The organism is Geomonas paludis (assembly GCF_014193585.1).
Taxonomy (GTDB): domain Bacteria; phylum Desulfobacterota; class Desulfuromonadia; order Geobacterales; family Geobacteraceae; genus Geomonas; species Geomonas paludis.
In genome coordinates this window covers 1-18,772 of sequence record NZ_BLXY01000017.1, presented here as the reverse complement: position 1 = coordinate 18,772, position 18,772 = coordinate 1, and the positions used below count along the sequence as shown (strand labels likewise).

The following is an 18,772-nucleotide window of genomic DNA, read 5'->3' as shown; positions in this document are numbered from 1 at the left end:
AAAGCCGGCCAAGCTGAAAGGAGCGTTCCGCTACAGGGACAGGCACCTTACGGAGCCAGTCCCTTCTGCTACGCCCCCTCTCTCTGCAAAAAAAACCGGAGCATCCTGAAAAGGAGCTCCGGTTTTTCGTTGGGCGCAACGGCAAGGCCGCCAGCCCGGCCCTGCGGCGGGTCCGGCACCGGCGGGACTGTGCCAGGGGTTAGAACAGGTAGTACAGGGAGAAGCCGGCGCGGTAACCGTCGGCGGAACCGGCGCGGGCCACGCCATCCTTGCTCCTGTAGTCGGTGGCGACGGTGTAAGCGACGCTGGGGAGCACGTAGAAGTTGTGCGCGACCTGGAGGTAGCTGGACAGTTCGAAGATGAAGTCCTCGTTGGCAGTGACGTCGCGGGTAGCGGTGTTGAAGTTGGCATCGACCTTGGCGTCGATGGTCACGGTGTGGTTCAGCTCCTTCTCGAAGCCCACCGAGAGGGTGTGGGTGTCGTACTCATCGTGGTTCCTGATGGTGGCACGGTAGATGGCGTAGGGGGTGTTGTGGTGGCCGAGGTTGGCGCTGGCCGCGATGAAGGGGCTCACGTCGGTGGTGCCGGTGCCAGCCTGGCTGTCGCCCGCGGTATCGAATTTCACACCAAGGCCCGCGACGACGGTGTACGGAGCCTCTTCGCCGCCAACGAGACGGTATTTCGCCTGGAGCGCCAGGTCGCCGAAGCCGTCACGCCTCTCCTGTTCCGGATCGAGCCCGTCCATCTGGAGCTTGTCGCGCTCGCTGAAAACGTAAGGAATGGACGCGGACACTTCCAGGCCGTGGCCGAGGCCGACACCCACGGAATAGAGCGACTCGGCGGCATTCAGGGTGCGCTTGCCGGATTCGCCGAGGATAGTGACGTCACCTTTGGTGTGGGAATACTCGAACAGTGCCTGCGCCTCGACCTGCTTCTTGTCGAGGACGTCGGTGACCAGCAGTTTGTGCTCCGCATGCGCGGTTGCCGTTGTCATAAGTATTCCGCCCAGTACTGCCAAAACCATCTTCTTCATGTACCCAGTCTCCTCCTGCATTGAAGTTATCCCGGCGCCTTGTCCACAAGTGCAGCCACTTCCAGGCTATGTTGATAAACAGTTGCCCAATGGACCGCATTGAAGGTAAGGAGGGGAAAAACTTTTAATACAACAGAAGGTCTTGTTATTACAAGCCTAAACCGCCCAACACCTTCGTACTTTCCCCGCCGGGAATGCGTGTCCCCTCGACACCTGACATCATAAACGCGGTTTAGGTCTTTAAATTCCAGCGCCCGTGTTGCCCGCGGATTACCCTTGTCCTTCTTGGCAGCTCCCTTGTTTTGCGGGGATTGACAAAAATGAAGGAAAATAATACATTGTTCTAGCTATCCGGGCACCGCTGCGCCAGCAGGTGTCTCGGGGAGCGGTTCCCGAACAATTCCGTCAAGGAGCAGGACCATGGGCATGGCAAAACAGTGCAAATTTTTCGGCCACATCATCACCATAGACAAGGCGCTCTCCGTGAGGGACGGAGCGACGCCGGAACACCGGCACTCGCTTCTGTTCGAGTGCGACAAATGCGGCAAGCCGGTGCGCCCGCGCGCAGCCGGAGACAAGCACGTCGCGCACTTCGTGCACATCAAGGAAAACCCGGAGTGCCTCTACACGGAACCGCCCAGGGAGTACTAGGCCGCAACCACAGCGGCTGTGCAGATCCGACGTCCGAAACCGGCACCGACGTCCCCATGCCGCTGGAAAGAAAGCGGCTGGTGTGCTAGGATCGCCCGCATGACGGGCCTGACCGAAACAGCCGCCAAGCGGCGCAAACAACTGCTGCGTTTCATCTCGACCGACCTGCTCGGCCCCATTGCGGGCAAGATGCCCAAGTCCTGCATCGAGTCCCTGGAAAAAGCGTCCAGCTACTCCGACGTCAGCAGCCACATCCTGGACATCGTCCCGGTTATCGAGCCCTGCATCGTCAAGCACGACGTCGCCGCCAAGCTCCCTCCCTTCATAAGAACCGAGGCCGTCTTCGGCAAAAGAAAGCTGTACCTCTTGCGCAACGCCACCGTCTCGCCCGCCTCCGGCATGGCCTGGATCGGCAACCGTATCCTCGAAGAGAGCGTAGGCTCCCTGCGCCGCATCATGGACTGGGGCGACGTGCTGCACGAACCGCTGCTGCCGGCAAGGGAGCTCCGCATCCCGGAACCGGTGGTGATCTGCCATCCCGCCACCTACTACCATTGGCTCCTCGAAGTCCTGCCCAACGTCCTGTTCGCCGTCGCCACCTTCCCCGACCTCAAGATCGTGCTTCCGGAAAACCCGCCGCGCTACGTCATGGACGGGTTGGCTGCGGCACTGGGCCGCGATGCCCAAGACGACTTTCTGTTCGCCTCCGGCCCGATCCGGGTGCAGCGGCTGGTGGTGCCGCAGTACCACACCCAGCCTGAGTTCACGCCCCCCCAGGTGCTGGAGCTGTTGCGGTCGGCGGTGAAGGCCAAGGTGGTGCCGCAGGTTCCGAGCAGCGCAGGCCGCCCCCCCTCAGGCGCCAGGATCTACGTCTCCCGGCAGAAAAGCAGGCGCCGTCTGGCCGGCGAGGCCGAGCTGGAAGCGAGGCTGCGGGAGATGGGCTTTGCCGTGCTGCACTGCGAAGAGCTTTCCTTCGCGGAGCAGGTCCGCGCCTTCCACCGGGCGGAGGTCGTGGTGGGATGCCACGGCGCCGGCCTCAGCAACCTGGCCTGGTGCGAGCCCCCCTGCCGGGTGGTGGAGATCTTCCCGAGAAACTACATCCTGGATTGCTTCGCCTGGCTCAGTTTCAGCCACGGCTTCGACTACCGCTACGTCATCTGCAGCACCGGACACAGGATCGATGAACAGGCCATGGAGGCGGTTATCGCGGCAGTACCGTGAGAAAGCAGTAAAGGCAAATCCCCTCTGTCTCCCCTTCGCAAAGGGGAGGACCCGGATGCACATGCAGCACGCTGTCTCCCCTTTGCAAAGGGGAGGACCCGAATGCAGGTGCATCACGTAGGTAGGTTCCTTTCCCGGCACTTCCACCGGAAGCCCCCGTTCCCCAATGCACTCCTTTATATGTCTTTCCGTGGCGTCCCCGCGATGAATCCATCGTTGCAGCATGAACTTCATGATGCAGCCCCCCCTACTAATTGCCAGCCACCGTCCGTTCCTTCCGAAACGTATACACTTTGCCGTTTACGAAACACTTGATGCTGATACTTTTTTCCGATATAAACGCCACGCCCGTAATGTAATACAAAATATCTGCTGTCAAGTTCTACACTTAAGACAATTAAACGTTTCTACCATTACATGAAAGCCACATCGACCACCGGGATTTACCAGTCTGTAAGCAGTCAGACACGCTTTAACTAGTACTTCGTGTTGTTAAGAACAACAGGATGGTGAAAAACAAGGAAGTTTTCTGTGAAAGTAAGCATCGTAAAGAAGATCACGGCAATGATCATCGTCATCGTCATCACGGCGGTTACCGTCACGACCTACATTTCACTGACGCAGATGCGCCAGGAAATGGTGCGCGTGGCGACGGCATCACAGGAGAGCAGGATCAACACCTTCTGGGAGCTCTTGAGACAGAAAGGGGAGCTGAAGATCGTCGACAACCGGCTCATGGCCGGCGACTACGTCATCAACGACCACAACGAGTTGCCCGACAAGGTGGCCAAGATCTGCGGCGGGACCGCGACCATATTCATGAATGACGAGCGGGTGGCTACCAACGTCATCAAGGAGGACGGCACCAGGGCGGTGGGGACCAAGCTGCAGGGGCCGGCCTTCGACGCGGTGTTCCGCAAGGGTCAGTCCTACCGCGGCGTCGCCCCCATCCTCAACATCCCCTATTTCACCGCCTATGATCCCATCCTCGATGCCGGCGGCCACGTCATCGGCGCGCTCTACGTCGGAGTGAAGACCGCGGAGTTCCTGCAGTCCTTCGAGCATACCAGGAACGTGGTGATCTCCCTCGCCATCGGCTTTACCCTCCTGGCCAGTTGCATCGCGGCGTGGTTCACGAAGATGCTGCTCGCCCCGCTGGGGAAGGCCGTTTCCATCACCGAGGCCGTGGCCGAAGGGGACCTCACCGTGGCCATCCCGGCCGGAGGGGGCGACGAGGCGGGCAAGCTGCTGGGGTCGCTGAAGACGATGGTGGCAGGGTTGTGCGGCATGATCAGCCGCCTGGCCGGTTCGGCCGCGGCGCTGCAGGGGATATCGGGGCGGCTGGCGACGGAAGCGGTGCACGCCGTGGCGGCAGCCAGACACCAGCAGGACAAGGTGACCGAGGCATCGGCCTACGTGCGCACCATAGCGGACAAGGCGGAAGAGATCCGGAACGGAACCCAGCGACTGGCCCAGGCTGCCGCCGATTCCTCGTCGGCGATACTGGAGATGACCGCCAGCACCGACGAGGTCGCACTCAACGCGGAGCGGCTGACCACCCTGGTGGCAGAGGTGACCGCGGCCATGATGCAGAGCGCTTCCGCCACCACCGAGATCGGGGAGCACACCAAGTCGCTGGTCTCCTCGTCGCTTTCCACCGCTTCCTCGATCCTGGAAATGGAAGCGGCCACCAACAGCGTCAAGGGGAACGCGCTTTTGACCGCGGAAGTGGCCCAGGGGGTCGAGGATGACGCCCTGAAAGGGGTGGAGGCGATGCGCGCCATGCGCCAGGGGATGAGCGACATCCGCGCCTCCTCCGGGGTCACCAACCAGGTCATCGCGACGCTCACCTCCAGGACCCACGAGATCGGCGTAATCTCCTCGGTGATCGACGACATCGCCAAGAGAACCTCGCTGCTGGCCCTCAACGCCAGCATCATCGCCGCCCAGGCCGGGGCGCACGGCAAGCCCTTCGGCGTGGTGGCCGAGGAGATCAAGATGCTTGCCTCCAGCACCGCCAATTCCACCAACGAGATTGCCGCCCTGATCGCGGCGGTGCAACTGGAGACCCAGCATGCGGTGAAGGCGATCAAGGAGGCCGACCAGCGCATCGCGGCGGGAGAGGAGCTGAGCCTGCGTTCCAGCGCGGCGCTGGAAAAGATCGTCAGCGGCGTCTCCAGCGCCCGCAGCCACGTCGGCGGCATCGCGCTGGCCACCGCCGAGCAGGCCAAGGGGACCAGCCTGATCCGTGAGGCGATGGACCGGGTCACCCAGATGACCGAGAAGATCGAAAGGGCGATCAGGGAGCAGGCCGGGGCCAAGGAGGCGATCATGTTCGCCGCCGAGGAGATGAGGGAGCTGGCCGCCCAGTTCCACTGCGCCACCCGCGAGCAGAGCAAGGTGGGGCGGTCCATATCCGACTCCATCCTCGATGTGAGCGAGATGTCCAGAAAGATCGAGGCGGCCTGCGCGGTGCAGGCCAAGGAAAACCAGCAGATAGCGGCGGCGGTGGCCGAGATCCACTCCGATGCCGACCGCTGCCTGCAGGCCGCGGCACAGCTGGAGAACGGCGCCAGCGACCTCGCCAGCCAGGTCGATGTGCTGCAGCAGGGGGCCGGAGCCTTCCGGCTCCTGGGGGAGACTGCGTCGGCAGGCAAGGTGTTAATTTAGTGGTACTTTTTAGCGGAATGTCGTAACATAATTATCAAAGGCAGGTGAAACCGAACAGGGTGCCTCTGCTCCCACGGACTTCAAACGGTACGCGAGTAGAAGTGGTAAGCAGATTCACCAGAGACACCTTCTAAAAATCTAAACCTCAAGGGGTGAAGGACAAAGAGCTGGCGAGCAGTAGAAAGCGCCGGCTCTTTTTGTGTCCGCCGGTGGATGCCAGGAGCGCCCTCACCCCTGCCCCTCTCCCGAAGGGCGAGGGGGTGGACCCCCCTGGTGGACACCGTGCTGCGGGCCGGCGCGGCGCCTTAACTTGCCAGCCGGAACTGCCCTACCAGCCGCTGCAGCTCCTGGGCGGTGCCATGAAGTTGGGCGGCGGCTACGGCGGATTCCCGCGCGGCTGCGGCGGTGCTCTGCACCACATCGGTCACCTGCAGGATGCTGCCGGAAATCTCGGAGGTGGTGGCGGTCTGCTCCTCGGCCGCGGCGGCTATCTGGCTGATCTGCTCCCCGAAGGCATCAACCCGCTCCTTGATCCCCACTAACGCCGCGCCGGAACGCGACGCCTCTTCCGTCCCGGCTTTCACCCCCGATACTCCCTGCTCCATGACGCTCACGGCCTGTTGCGTCTCACTCTGGATGGTCTTGATCATGATGCCGATCTGGTGGGTCGCCTTGGTGGTTCGCTCGGCCAGCGCCCTGACCTCGTCCGCCACCACGGCGAAACCGCGCCCGAGTTCTCCGGCCCGCGCCGCTTCTATGGCGGCATTGAGCGCCAACAGGTTGGTCTGGTCGGCAATGTCCTCGATGGTCCCGATGATCTCCCCGATCTGCTCCCCGCTGGCCCCCAGACTCTCCACGGTCGCAGTCGACTCCTGCACCTTCTCGGCAATCCGGGCCATCACCGCCACGGTCTTCCCCACCACCTCCGTGCCGTTTTGCGCCGACTGGGTCGCGCGCTGCGCCTCCTCGACCGCGAGCTGACAGTTGCGGGCGATGTCGTTGGAGGTCGCGGCCATCTCCTCCCCGGCGGTGGCGACTGCGGCAGTCTTCCCCACCACCTCGTCGGCGCCGGCAGCGATACGCTCGGCGGCGACGCTCACCTGCGCGGCGGCGACACTCACCTCTTGGGCGGAATCGGTCACCTTGACCAGGATGCGCCGCAGGGAAAGCGCCATGGCGTCCACCCCTTGGGCGATCAGCTCCACTTCGTCCGCCGGTTGGCCGGCGCGCTCCTGATGTTCGGCAACCTGCGAGAAGTCACCGGAGGCGTAGCGCCCGGTCTGCTCCAGGAGCTCACGCACCGGCGCGGTGACCCACTTCCTGACCAGCAGGTACGACACCGAGAACAGCAGCAGGCAGACCACCGCCATGGCAAGGAAAACTGTGTTGCGCACCATGTGCGCCACCTGTGCGAATTCGTCCTGGTACGAGCCGACGCCGATGACCCAGTTCCATTCCCTGAAATGCCGGTAGGCCACCACCTTGGCGCGCGGCGCCGTCTCGCCCGCCTCCTTGTTCAGCCAGCCGTAACGGATCACGCCGGACTGGGTGGCGATCATTTCGCGGACAAACTTCCTGCCGTCGGCGTCGGTGCTGTCGATGATGTTCTCCCCTTCCCGGGTGGGATGAATCACCAGCCGCCCCTGCTCTTTGCCGGGGCGAGCGTCGACGGCGAAGATGTACCCGGTTTTGCCCACCTTGGCCGCCCGGACCTTCTCCTTGAGGGCCTTCAGCCCCTGGGTGAAGTCAAGGCCGATGAAGAGGATGCCGATCACTCTCCCCTGCCCGTCCTTGATGGGAAGGTAGCGGGTCATGTAGTCCCGGTCGAAGAGGGTGGCCTTGCCCACGAACTCCTGCCCCTCCAGGAGCCTGCGGTAGGCGGGGTGGTCCCGGTCCAGGGCAGTGCCGACGGCGCGGCTGCCGTCCTCCTTGGAGAGCGAGGTGGCGATGCGGACGAAATCGTCGCCGCTGCGCACGAACACCGTGGCCGCGGCATTGGTGAGGGCGGTGAAGCGGTCGACGATGGCGGTGTTGAGGTTCAAGACGGTTGCGCCCGAGGTGAGTTGCGGGGTCGACCTGCCGGCGACGGTCACGCTGCGTGTGGCATCCACGGCGAAGGGGCCGGGGAAGGTAGAGCGGAACAGGGCCGCCAGCTTGACCGCCCCGTCGCTCAGGGCACCGTGGTAGGAAGACATGGAATTGACCAGCGACTCCGCCTGCAGCGCCAGGTGCCCTTCCGCCTCGGCGGCCAGGCGGCTGGTGACGGTCGAGGTGATCAGCAGGCCGAAAAGGGTCAGCACCGCCACGATCAGCGCCCCCTGCCCGACTCCCAGCTTGGTACCGATGGAAAATTTCGACGACAGTGCCATGTCCCCTCCAGTTGCGCGGCCGGCGCGACAGCCCCGGCCGCCCCCTCTCTTGCGGTCTCCATGGAGTGATATCGGAACACACTTAAGCCTTCTTTAATTTTATTTTCCTAAAAAACTTCGGCGCCTCGCCAGAGACGACCACAGAGGACAGGGAGGAAAAGCCCAAGCGGTCACAGAGGAAGGCAATGCTGCCTTCTCTTCGTGGTCTTCTGGGAACCTCCGTGTCCTCCGTGGTGAGACTTTATTTTTTCCAATGCCGGCACGATGGCGACAAATCCGCTAAAGAAATACGTGCAAAGCGCCGATACTACGTAAAGAATCAACATTCCAAACAGAAGCACGCCACACGGCTTTGCAGAGGAGATGGATGGCATGAAACGGTTTCGCGACTGGGGCATATTTCAAAAGATCATCAGCGCCACGCTGCTGTCCTGGCTGCTGCTGGTGGCCATATCGGTGTTCCTGCTGACACCGTACCTGCGCACGCTGATCATGCACGAGCGCCAGGAAACGGTGCGCGCCATGGTGCAGCAGGCCACCAGCAGGATGAAGTGGTACCAGGACCAGGTTGAACGGGGCACCCTGACCAGGGAGGACGCGCAGCGCAGGACGATCCAGGAGGTCTCGGCGGCACGCTACCAGAAGACCAACTACCTCTGGATCAACGACCTGGGCCCGAGGATGGTGATCCATCCCCTCAAGCCGGAGCTGAACGGCAAGGATCTGGGGCAGTTCAAGGATCCGGCGGGAAAGCTGCTGTTCGTGGAGATGGTGCGGGCCTGCAACGATCAAGGCAGCGGCTTCGTCAGCTACCAGTGGCCCAAAAGCGCCGCCGGCGAGCCGCAACCGAAGCTTTCCTACGTGGAGCTGTTCCGCCCCTGGGGGTGGGTGGTGGGGACCGGCATCTACCTGGATGACGTGCAGGCCACGCTGCTGCGCACGCAGCTGTACATCGGGGCGGGGCTCCTCGTGGTGCTAGCCTTGACCCTTTTGCTCACCTGGCTGATAGCCCGATCGATCACCACTCCGCTGCACGAGATGGTGAAGGCCGTGGAGGCGATAGCGTCGGGAGACGGGGACCTGTCCCGGAGCATCGCGGGTGGGCGCAGCGACGAACTGGGGGCGCTGGCCGGGAACATGAACACCTTCATCGAGACCCTGCACACGCTGGTGGCGAACGTACTCAAGGTGAGCATCAACGTAGTGATCGGCTCCAGCAAGGTGCACGGCATGGCCAAGCAGATCAACAGCAACGCCGACGATCTCGCGGCCCAGTCGGTCGCGGTGGCCACCGCAAGCGAAGAGATGTCGGCGACATCGCAGGACATCGCCCGCAGTTGCGCCCAGGCGGCGCAGGGCGGGACCACCACGACCCGGGTCGCCTCCGACGGGGCCCAGGTGGTCAACGAGACCGTGGCGGGGATGCACCAGATCGCTGAACTGGTGCGGGAATCGGCAACGACCGTGGCCGGCCTGGGGCGGCGCTCCGACCAGATCGGGGAAATCATCGGCACCATCGAGGAGATCGCCGACCAGACCAACCTGCTGGCGTTGAACGCGGCGATCGAGGCCGCCCGGGCGGGGGAACAGGGACGGGGCTTCGCCGTCGTCGCCGACGAGGTGCGCGCCCTGGCGGAACGGACCACCAAGGCGACCAAGGAGATCGGGGCGATGATCGGCGCCATCCAGGTGGAAACCAGGGCGGCGGTGCGATCGATGGAGCACGGGGTCTCGGTGGTTGAGCAAGGATCCCACGGGGCGCAGCGGTCGGGACAGGCCCTGCAGGACATCATCACCAGCGTCGAGGGGGTGACCGGCGACCTGGCCCAGATCGCCACGGCGGCGGAGGAGCAGAGCGCGACGACGCACGAGATAGCGGCCAGCGTACAGCGGGTGACCGACATCGCGCGCGACACCTCCGCACAGACGCAGCGGACCACGCACGAGGCGAACCACCTGCTCACCATGGCCGAGGAGCTGATGGCCCTGCTGGGCAAGTTCAAGATCAACGAGGATGCCGCGCTGGTGATCAGCAGGGCGAGGAGCGCGCATATGATCTTCGTGGGCAAGATCAAGGGGCACCTGGACGGCTCCATCAGGGTCGACCCGCAGGCGCTCCCCACCCACCTCACCTGCGCCTTCGGGAAATGGTACCAGGGCAAAGGAAAGGAGGACTGCGGCCACAGCGAGCTCTACCGGCAGATCGACCCGCCGCACGCCAAGGTCCATGAACTGGGCAAGCAGGCGGTGATCGCCTGCAACAACGGCGACAGGGTGAGGGCGGCGCAACTGTGCGCGGAGATGGTGGATGCCTCGCAGGTGCTGCTGGGGATACTGGAGCAGCTCGAGGAGCGGTGCGGGGGGAAAGGCTAAAAGGCTGTCTGCCGGCCGGTGGACCTGGTGGAGCTGGTGGACCTGGTGGACCCGGTGGACCCGGTGGACCCGGCGGACGGTTGGGGCAAGCGGGTGGGTGCCAACGCAACACGTCAAACTGCTTGCCCATCAGCGGGTGAATAGCTGGCGCATGCGCTCGGGCTCTTCGCCCAGCCACTGGGGATTGGCGGCGGTGCCGTCGAAGAGCGAGGTGGTCTTGAAGGGCTCGTAGTAACCGGTGCGGGCGGCCTCCGCGGTACGGGACAACAGCGACTCCAACTCGGCCGGCTCGAACGGGCGGAAGGTGTCCGCCGCGTGACAGGCCTGATCGAGAACCTCCATGCTGTCGATGCCGGTGATCACGACGGAGGTCGGCAGGTGCAGGGCGTAGCGCAGGCACTCGACGGCGCTTGCCGTGCCGGACTTGAGCAGGATGCCGTTGGCCATGGACTTCATCCCCAATACCCCTATCTCTTGCCGCACCAGCTCGGGAAGCACCAACTGCTCAAAACTCCTGAAGTGGGCGTCCATCACGTTCAGCGGCATCTGCACTGCGTCGAAACGGAAGCCGTGCTCGGCGGCGACCCCGAGCATGTGCAGGTGGATCTGCGGGTCCTTGTGTCCGGTGAAGCCCAGATAGCGGATCTTTCCCGCCTGGCGCGCCTCCAAAAGCGCCTGGTGCGCGCCGTCCTGATCGAAGATGCGGTGCGGGTCCTCGAAGCGGAGCACCTCGTGGTGCTGGACCAGGTCGATCGTTTCCACCTGCAGCCTTTGCAGCGATTGTTCCAGCTGCCGGGCTGCCTCCCGCCGGGTGCGCCCGTCGATCTTGGTCATCAGGAATACCCTGTCCCGATACCCGTCCCTGAGCGCCCTGCCCATGCGGAGCTCACTTGCCCCCTCGTTGTAATCCCAGCAGTTGTCCATGAAGTTGATGCCGCGGTCGATGGCGGAACGAACGATACGGATGCTGTCCTCCTCGCTGACCCGCGGCAGGCCCAGATGCCATCCCCCTACCCCGATCGCAGATACCCTTGCCCCGGTACTCCCCAAGGTGCGGTAAATCATAATTGCCTCCCAGGCCCCAGAACTCCCGCCGCGAACGGTGCCGCATCCGACCGGGTAACTATACGCTTTTTCGCCTCGCCTTCAAGGGTGGTTCCCGCGAAGATGACCAGCGCGGCGCTGACACATCACGGAGAGATCGAAAGGCGATCAGGGAGCAGGCGAAAAGGCCACAGCCTGAATGGAAAAAGGAGAGCCGGCGCGAACAACGCGCCGACTCTTTTTGCGTCCGAAGCCTAAAGAGCAGATTCGTAACTAGCTACAGCCCCACTACCGGGTCACCGGGAAGGTGGCCTGACACCCCTCCTTGAAGGTCATGCCGCCGAAGCTGGTGATGCCGAGCCAGTCGGAGCGCACCCCTTTCTTGGAGAAGATGACCTCCAGCACGCGGGTCTCGCCCGGGTTCAGTTGCCGCTTGGTGATGTCGGGGTTGGTCCAGACGGACGCACCGATCTTGACGCCCGGGCCGACCACTGCGCCTCCCGCAGCGTACTTGTAGATGGTCCCATCGAGCCTGATCTCCTTGATGGAGCCGTAGCTGCCCGGGAAGTTGAGCATCATGGTGTCGAGGGTAGCCATGGTCGCGCTCGCGTTGGTGAGTTTATATTTCACGGAGTAGTCACCAAGACCGTAGAAGGAGGCCCCGACCGCGCAGGTCGGCGAGGTCATCGTTACCGTCACCAGGTCGCGCACCTGGTTGCAGATGGTGCCGCTGCCGGCGACGCGCGCCGTAGCCGTGACCTGGTTGGTGGTGGTCTGGGTGACGAGCGCAGTTTTCTCAAGCGCCAGGGTCCCTCCTGCCTCGAGCCTGGTAGTCTGGCCCAGCAGCTCGCCCAGCTTGTCGTCGGAGACACTGGTGATGTCGACCGCGGCGCTGCCGTTGTTCTTGACCTGGTAGGAGTAGGTCACCTGTGCGCCGGCCCCCCTCCCGTTGAACTGCAGGAGTTCGAGGCTGCCGAATATGTCGCCGACGGCCAGCGGTTGCGAGCATGAAGTGTGGACCTTGATGGCCTGCCCCCCCACTTGGAGCTGGATCTCGGTCCCCATGTCGGTCCCGATCGTGGAGACGGTCAGCAGGTCACCGACGCTGAGGCCGCTGGTCGGGCTGACCGTGATCCTGGTGGGGTCCTTGACGATGGAGATGAGCGGAGAGCTGCCTGGAATGCCGCTGCAGGACCACTTGTCCGCGGCCTGGCTGTTCGAGCTGGCGCCGCAATCCTTGCCGGTGTACCTGAACGTCAGGGTCTGGGGTTTCGCCCGCAGGGAAAGACAGCTAGGTGCGGCCTCGGCAACGAAGGAGCAGGCGTCCTGTCCGCTTTGGGTCGACGGCGTGCACGACAGAGCCTCTCCGTTGCCGGCCATGCCGTCGAAGATCCAGAGGTTCAGCAGGGCGGTGTTCGTTGTCTTGGCGTTGCCCGCCAGCTTGCCGCAGTCCTCAGGTCCGTTCATGTCGATGTCGGAGCAGGAGATGTGGAACTGCGACTGCCCTATCTTGTTGCTACCCTGTGGATCAGGGAGGCCTGAGAAGATCTCCCAGATCTGGTCGAGTGGCGACCCCCCCATACCGGTGACGGTCACCTTCTCACCCTTGGCGATCGGCCCGGTGGTGGCGAGGAGGGTCGTGCCGGGAGTCCCTTTCCACGCCTTGATGTAGATGCCGTCCTGGCCGGTCCAGATCATGGTCAAGGAATCTATCGGCTTTGCGTTGCTGCATACGAAGCTCCCCGTCGCGGGAGGCTGGACCTGGCACTTCTTGTCGATCGCCACCTGGCATGCCTTGCAGATCACACCGGCATCGACGGTCCGGTCGGTTTGCCCGCTAACCAGCGTGACGGCAGGGGCTACGCCGGTAATGGGGCTGGCGTCGCTGTCGAAGGAGTCGTTCCCCCCCACGTTTTGCGTGGTGAACTGGGGAACGCCGGTGGCACAGGTGACGGGCGGGACGGTCTCCGCGTCGAACCTGACGCAGTACCGCCCCGGGTTGAGGTTCTGGAAGAGGTAGAAGCCGTTCGGGTCCGTCTGCATCGACGACACCACGCTGGTTGGGTTCTGGCAATCAACCAGGTTCACCGTCACACCGGGGATACCCGCACCGCACTCGGTCCCCGTGTCGCCGGCGTCTCCGATGATCCCGTTGTTGTTGCTATCCAGACAGTCCTGCACACCGTTTCCATTCAGGTCTCGCCACACGCGGTCGCCCACCGAGGCATAGGCATGCTGGAAGTCTTTGCATTGGACCAGGTTCAGGTCCTCGAAAACGATGGTCTTCTCGCCGACGCCATCGCCGTCGAGGTCGGCATCGGCCTTGATGACCAGGTCGTTGCGGACGATCCCGTTGGTCCGTGACCGGCCGAAAGTCCCGCAGATATCCACCGAGGATATAGGGTTAAGCGGGAAGCTCGCACTGGTAAGGGTGACGGACTGCGTCGGGCTGAGCGACTGTGCGATACTGGTCGTGGAGGGGACCAGGAGGGGATCCCAGACGCATTTATTGTCACTGGCTCCCAGCAGAAATCCGTCCGAACCCACCGATCTCGTGTCGATGCAGTCACCAAGGCGAACGTTGTAGAGCATCACCTCGCCGCAGTTTTTCACCAGGAACTTGTACACCACCTTGGTGTCGCCGTAGAAGGCGGTCGGCACTTTGACCGTCGGCGCCGGCACGTTGTTGGCGCCCGGCACCGAGGTTGTCAGGGTGCCGTCGGGGTTGGTCGTGGTCACGCTGTTTCTGATGAACGGGCCACCCAGCCCCGTCGTGCTGACGGATTTCTCGGCCTTGATGCAGGCGTGGGGGATGACCCAGGCGAAGCTTTGGTCGCTACTGGAACATGCCAGCACCAGCGCGAGCGCGAAGATGCCCGGCGCCCACTGTAGCCACGCCCCCCGGCGCGGAGCCCCGAAAGCGCCACGATTTTCCGGTCCGTTTCTTAGCATCCTACTCATGATGTACCTCCTTTACTTCTCAGGATGATGTTCAGCAGCCTGTCGCGGATCACCCGCACTCCGCCTGTGCCGACGGCGGCGGCCCTCGCGCTGTACCCTGCCGGTGCAGCTCCAGCCAAAGTTCCTTGTTCATCTGTCTCTCCTTTGATGACGAGAACCAAGTTAAGGCATCATTCTCGTCATGTTTCGGATAGGTTCAAAACAGATGCCAGAGTTAGCAATTTTTAACCATTGGAAAACCTTAAGCAATTTGTCCAGGCGAAAAATCTCCCCTCGCCGGGCGCTGAGCAAATTTTGAACTCAGGGTTGCAGAAGTTGAACAACTAAGGGCGGGCGAGCGGTGAAGCCCCGCCTCTTTTTGTGCCCGCGGTGGACATGGTGGACATGGTGGACATGGTGGACATGGTGGACATGGTGGACATGGTGGACATGGTGGACATGGTGGACATGGTGGACATGGTGGACATGGTGGACATGGTGGACATGGTGGACATGGTGGACATGGTGGACAGGGTGGACATGGGCCGACGCAGACGGCGTCGGGGACGGTACCCTCACCTGACTGAGCCTCACCAAAGGCTTTAAGCCGTTGACAACCCGACTGAACGGGCATAAATTCGCCTTCTCGGAAAGCACCTCGCGCAACCACTTCCACCTAGAGAGAGTTCCATGAAGCTTTTCACTAAGGGCGCTCGACCGCTGGCGGCGCTCCTCGCGGCAACGCTGCTCACCGCCGCGCCCTCGTTCGCGGGCGACACCCACGCCACTGCCTCCGCGACCGTCAGCGCCGCCAAGATCTGCGCCCAGCCCAACTACGCGGTGCGGGAGTATGCCGCCGTGATCGAGAAGACCAAAAAGGAACAGCCGGAGCTCGCCGAGGCGCTGCGCCTGTTCCCCAAGGGCGCCGATCTCCATAACCATCTCTCCGGCACGGTACAGCCGGAAAAGTACCTGGCGCTGGGCGCTGCCGACGGCGCCTGTTACGGGCCCCAAGGGACGACGACGCCCTACACCATTGAGGCGGCGACATCGTCCGGCCGCTGCGGCGACGGTTTCAGGGCGCTCTCGGAAGCTTCCGCGGGGGACCGGGAGCGGATCCTGCAGTCCCTCTCCATGTACCGCTTCGGCTATCCCGACACCCAGTCCGGGCATGACCACTTCTTCAACACCTTCGCCAGGTTCCGGGCCGTCTCCGACAACGCCTGCAACACGCCCGCCATGCTGGCCGAGGTACTGAGGCAGTCCCAGCGGGACGGCGTCTCCTATCTTGAGACCATGCTCTCCTTCCAGTCTTCGGCGGTGAGCGCGCTGGCCAGGCAACTGAAGCAGCAATTCCCGGTGCAGGCCTCGTACCGGGACAGCCGCCAGTTCCCCGCGCTGCAGCGTTTCCTGCTGCAGGCGGGGCTGGGCGATACGGTCGCCGCCGCGCGCACCGAGATCGCACAGTACGTCAACAAGACGCGCACCCTGCTCAACTGCGGCAGTCCCGACACCGACGCGGCCTGCGGCGTCGACTACGCCTTCATCGTGACCGTGAACCGCACCTCCTCGCTAGCCGACGGCACGCCGGACCTGGCCAAGGTATTCACCCAGGCCGCCTTCTCGATGTTGCTCGCCTCATCGGAGGAGCGCGTGGTCGGGGTGAACCTCTTGAGCAAGGAGGACGCCCCGGTCTCGTTGGCGGGATTCCAGGACCAGATGCGCATCTTCGGCTACTTCCACGAGGCCTTTCCCAAGGTCAACATGGCCCTGCACGCCGGAGAACTCACCCCCTGCTTCGTCGGGGCGGACAACCCGGCCCTGAAAGAGCACCTGACCGGCACGCTCAAGGCGGGGGCCAGGCGGATCGGGCACGGGGTCTCCTTCGCCTTCCTGAAGGACAAGGAGAAGTCGGAAGTGGCGGACCTCTTCAGGCACAACAACGCCCTGGTCGAGGTCATGTTCACCAGTAACGCCCAGATCCTCGGCATCGCCGGATCGGCGCATCCCTTCGCCCAGTACCGGGCCTACGGGGTGCCGGTGGCCTTCGCCAGCGACGACGAGGGGGTATCCCACGCGAACTTTACCGACGAATGGATCTACGGCGTTCAGAAGTACGGTCTCACCCGCGATGACCTGCAGTACCTCGGGCGCAACAGCCTGCAGTACAGCTTCATGACGGGCGCGCCGCTGTGGGCCGACGTGGCGCAGGGCAAGGCGGTGGAGGCTTGTTCTGCAGACGTTCCCGGTTCGGCCACGCCGTCTGTGCGCTGCGCAAGTTTTCTGAAGCAGAGCGCCAAGGCGGCGGCGCAGTGGGACTACGAGGCACGGCTGAAGGAGTACTGGCAGAAATACGGGAGGTTCTTCGGGAAGAGGTAGGGTAATCCAGCTTCCCCCTTTTGCAAAGGGGGATTGAGGGGGATTTGACTCCGCTGCAGGCTGGGAATCTGTGGCTGCCTTGGCTAAATCCCCCCTATCCCCCCTTCGCAAAAGGGGGGAACGTGAGGGCCCGAGCGGTTGTGAGAAATGTACTTTCTGCTTACCTAAATCACCAGGAAAACCATGAAAGAAGGGGACGCGGCGTGGGCTGCGTCCCCTTTTTGCGTTTGCGAGCGGTGCCTGGACTACATGAAGAGCATGAAGCCGTTGGCGAACTGAACCAAGCCGCAGATACCGACCGCGACGCCGGCCACCCAGACCATCTTCTTCTTCAACAGCGCAGCGATGGACGAGAGCAGGATGGCGATCTGCAGGAAGATGACGGCGAGCCCGAAGGGACGGCCGTGGTGCTGCGCATCGTCCCGCTCTTTCTCGAGTTTCTTGGCGTCGTCCTGGATCTTCGCCTTCTCCTGGTCGTACTTGGCAATCTTTCCTTTGAGCGCCTGCACCCTGCCCTCCATGGCGGCGGCTACCTTCCGGTCGGCGGTCCGCAAAAGCTCGCGCTCCAACTGCCCCTGCTCCATCTCGGCCAGGGACTGCTTGATGCTCTTGGCCTGGTAGAAGGCCCACTGGTCCGAGGCCTGGTTCTGCACCAGGACGGACCTGGTCGAGAAGCCGCCCCCCTTGAAGGTGGCCAGCGTGGCGCACACGGCGAGGACCACGGTGGTGAGTGCGAGATAGTTGAGCCAGGGCTCCTTTTTTTCTTCTGCCATTAGTCATACCTCCTGCTGGTGGTGATGGGGGTCGTTACGGCGGCAGCTAGTGCTCGTGCCGGTGATGCTGATCGGGCCAGTGCACGTGGGAATGGGTGACCGGCCGGTGCACGTGAAAGTGGTCGTGGGGTTCTCCCTCTTCCCCCTCCGGGTGTTCGTGTTCGTGGTGCTCGTCGTGGCGGTGTGGGTGGGCATGGGCCAGTTCCTCGTGGGTATGGCGATGGCCGTGCACCTCCACGTAGAGGAGCAGGATGCCCGCCAGCATGAGGACCGTGGCAACCCAGTAGGCGGCGGGGGGGCGCTCACCCAGCAGTGCCACCGAAAGGAGCGTTCCGAAAAAGGGGCCCACCGCGAAGAAGGTGGCGGTGCGGGCGGCGCCGATCTGGCGCAGGGCCTCCACGAACAGGACGAGGCTGACACCGTAGCTCATGGCGCCCACCCCGAGCGCGCCTGCAATCTGCGCCGGCGTGGCGGCGCCGGTGCTGAAGACGAGCGCCAGGACGATGGAGAAGAGCCCCGCGGCAAGTCCCTTCACCGACGCCAGCACCGTGGAGGAGATCTCGTCCACGTCGCGGGTCAGGTTGTTGTCGATGCCCCAGAAGACGCAGGCGATCACCACCAGCAGGCCTGAGAGCGAGAAGGAAAGCCCCCCTTCCGCCCTGAGCACCACGAGAGCGGCGCCGACCAGGATGAGGACTTTGCCGGTCCAGACGTAGGGGCCGATGTATTCCCTGAAGACGAGCCAAGCGATCAGGGTGGTGGCCACGGTCTCCAGGTTGAGAAGCAGCGATACCTCGGAGGCGGTGCCGTACTTGATGCCGAAGGCGAGGCAGAGCGGGGCGACGATGCCGCCGGCGATGACGGCGCCGACGAGTTTCAGCCGGTGTTCCTGGGAGAGCAGGCGCAGTTCGGCCCGGGTGCTCTTGCGCCGGGAAAGGAGCAGCGCCTGCAGCCCGAGCCCGGAGCCCAGGTAGAGCAATCCGGCGAGCAGGGCGGGCGACATGTCGCCGATGAGCAGCTTGCAAAAGACCGGCGACACGCCGAAGAGGGCCGCGGATAGCATGGCGAAAAGTTGTCCGGTGAAGACGGGCAGGCGACACCTCCGGGAACGGTCGTCCGTTTCTTGGGAGAAGAACAATAACCCATGTGAGGAGAATTTTCCATAGGGTAAACAAAGCGGAAAAGCCCCTAACGCAAAGCAACCGTGTTCTCTGTCAAGCAAAAGCGTGGCTATCGCTCCAAGGCTGGTTATCTCTGAGCATTGCATTCAGTATGACCAGGAGCTTTCGCATCGTAGCGGTTATAGCCACCTTGTGCAC

At 63.3% G+C, this 18,772-nt stretch carries 12 protein-coding genes and 1 pseudogene; 6 read left to right on the top strand and 7 right to left on the bottom strand.

The window, feature by feature from the left end; genetic code table 11:
• Nucleotides 1-199 precede the first annotated feature (199 nt).
• Nucleotides 200-1,033, bottom strand: a complete 834-nt coding sequence (locus H7687_RS20180) for a hypothetical protein (protein ID WP_183350791.1) — start codon at nt 1,031-1,033, stop codon at nt 200-202.
• Nucleotides 1,034-1,453: 420 nt separating this feature from the next.
• Between H7687_RS20180 and H7687_RS20175 the strand changes: the two genes are divergently transcribed.
• The 3 genes from H7687_RS20175 to H7687_RS20165 all read left to right on the top strand — a co-directional run bounded on the left by H7687_RS20175 (nt 1,454) and on the right by H7687_RS20165 (nt 5,575).
• Nucleotides 1,454-1,684: a hypothetical protein gene (locus H7687_RS20175; protein WP_183350789.1), complete on the top strand. Its 231-nt coding sequence runs from the start codon at nt 1,454-1,456 to the stop codon at nt 1,682-1,684.
• A 99-nt stretch (nt 1,685-1,783) separates the two neighbouring features.
• Complete coding sequence (locus H7687_RS20170) at nt 1,784-2,905, top strand: glycosyltransferase family 61 protein (RefSeq protein ID WP_183350787.1); 1,122 nt, start codon at nt 1,784-1,786, stop codon at nt 2,903-2,905.
• Between the two features lie 531 nt (nt 2,906-3,436).
• Complete coding sequence (locus H7687_RS20165) at nt 3,437-5,575, top strand: methyl-accepting chemotaxis protein (protein ID WP_183350785.1); 2,139 nt, start codon at nt 3,437-3,439, stop codon at nt 5,573-5,575.
• Nucleotides 5,576-5,880: 305 nt separating this feature from the next.
• Here the strand turns inward: H7687_RS20165 and H7687_RS20160 are convergent, their stop codons facing one another.
• Nucleotides 5,881-7,944, bottom strand: a complete 2,064-nt coding sequence (locus H7687_RS20160; protein WP_183350783.1) for a methyl-accepting chemotaxis protein — start codon at nt 7,942-7,944, stop codon at nt 5,881-5,883.
• A 372-nt stretch (nt 7,945-8,316) separates the two neighbouring features.
• Between H7687_RS20160 and H7687_RS20155 the strand changes: the two genes are divergently transcribed.
• Nucleotides 8,317-10,317 (top strand): methyl-accepting chemotaxis protein, encoded by a 2,001-nt coding sequence (locus H7687_RS20155; protein WP_183350781.1) that lies wholly within the window; start codon nt 8,317-8,319, stop codon nt 10,315-10,317.
• 129 nt (nt 10,318-10,446) lie between these two features.
• Here the strand turns inward: H7687_RS20155 and H7687_RS20150 are convergent, their stop codons facing one another.
• Complete coding sequence (locus H7687_RS20150) at nt 10,447-11,382, bottom strand: aldo/keto reductase (protein ID WP_183350779.1); 936 nt, start codon at nt 11,380-11,382, stop codon at nt 10,447-10,449.
• A 267-nt stretch (nt 11,383-11,649) separates the two neighbouring features.
• Nucleotides 11,650-14,322 (bottom strand): SdrD B-like domain-containing protein, encoded by a 2,673-nt coding sequence (locus H7687_RS20145; RefSeq protein ID WP_183350777.1) that lies wholly within the window; start codon nt 14,320-14,322, stop codon nt 11,650-11,652.
• A gap of 378 nt (nt 14,323-14,700) precedes the next feature.
• Here H7687_RS20145 and H7687_RS20140 point away from each other — a divergent pair, with 378 nt between their 5' ends.
• Together H7687_RS20140 and H7687_RS20135 are read left to right on the top strand one after the other, a co-directional pair.
• The gene (locus H7687_RS20140; protein ID WP_183350775.1) at nt 14,701-14,907 is read left to right on the top strand and encodes a hypothetical protein; all 207 of its coding nucleotides are present in this window, start codon (nt 14,701-14,703) and stop codon (nt 14,905-14,907) included.
• 84 nt (nt 14,908-14,991) lie between these two features.
• On the top strand, nt 14,992-16,680 hold the full coding sequence (locus tag H7687_RS20135) for an amidohydrolase family protein (RefSeq protein WP_183350772.1): 1,689 nt from the start codon (nt 14,992-14,994) through the stop codon (nt 16,678-16,680).
• A gap of 245 nt (nt 16,681-16,925) precedes the next feature.
• On the opposite strand, the gene H7687_RS20130 is transcribed toward H7687_RS20135, so the two are convergent.
• From H7687_RS20130 to H7687_RS20120, 3 genes and pseudogenes are all read right to left on the bottom strand, one after another.
• Nucleotides 16,926-17,453, bottom strand: a complete 528-nt coding sequence (locus H7687_RS20130; protein WP_183350770.1) for a DUF4337 domain-containing protein — start codon at nt 17,451-17,453, stop codon at nt 16,926-16,928.
• 46 nt (nt 17,454-17,499) lie between these two features.
• Nucleotides 17,500-18,546 carry a DMT family transporter gene (locus H7687_RS20125; protein WP_281376740.1) on the bottom strand — a complete coding sequence of 349 codons (1,047 nt, stop codon included), beginning with the start codon at nt 18,544-18,546 and terminating at the stop codon, nt 17,500-17,502.
• Nucleotides 18,547-18,667: 121 nt separating this feature from the next.
• Nucleotides 18,668-18,772 (bottom strand): annotated as a pseudogene (locus tag H7687_RS20120) (IS110 family transposase); the annotation flags it as partial.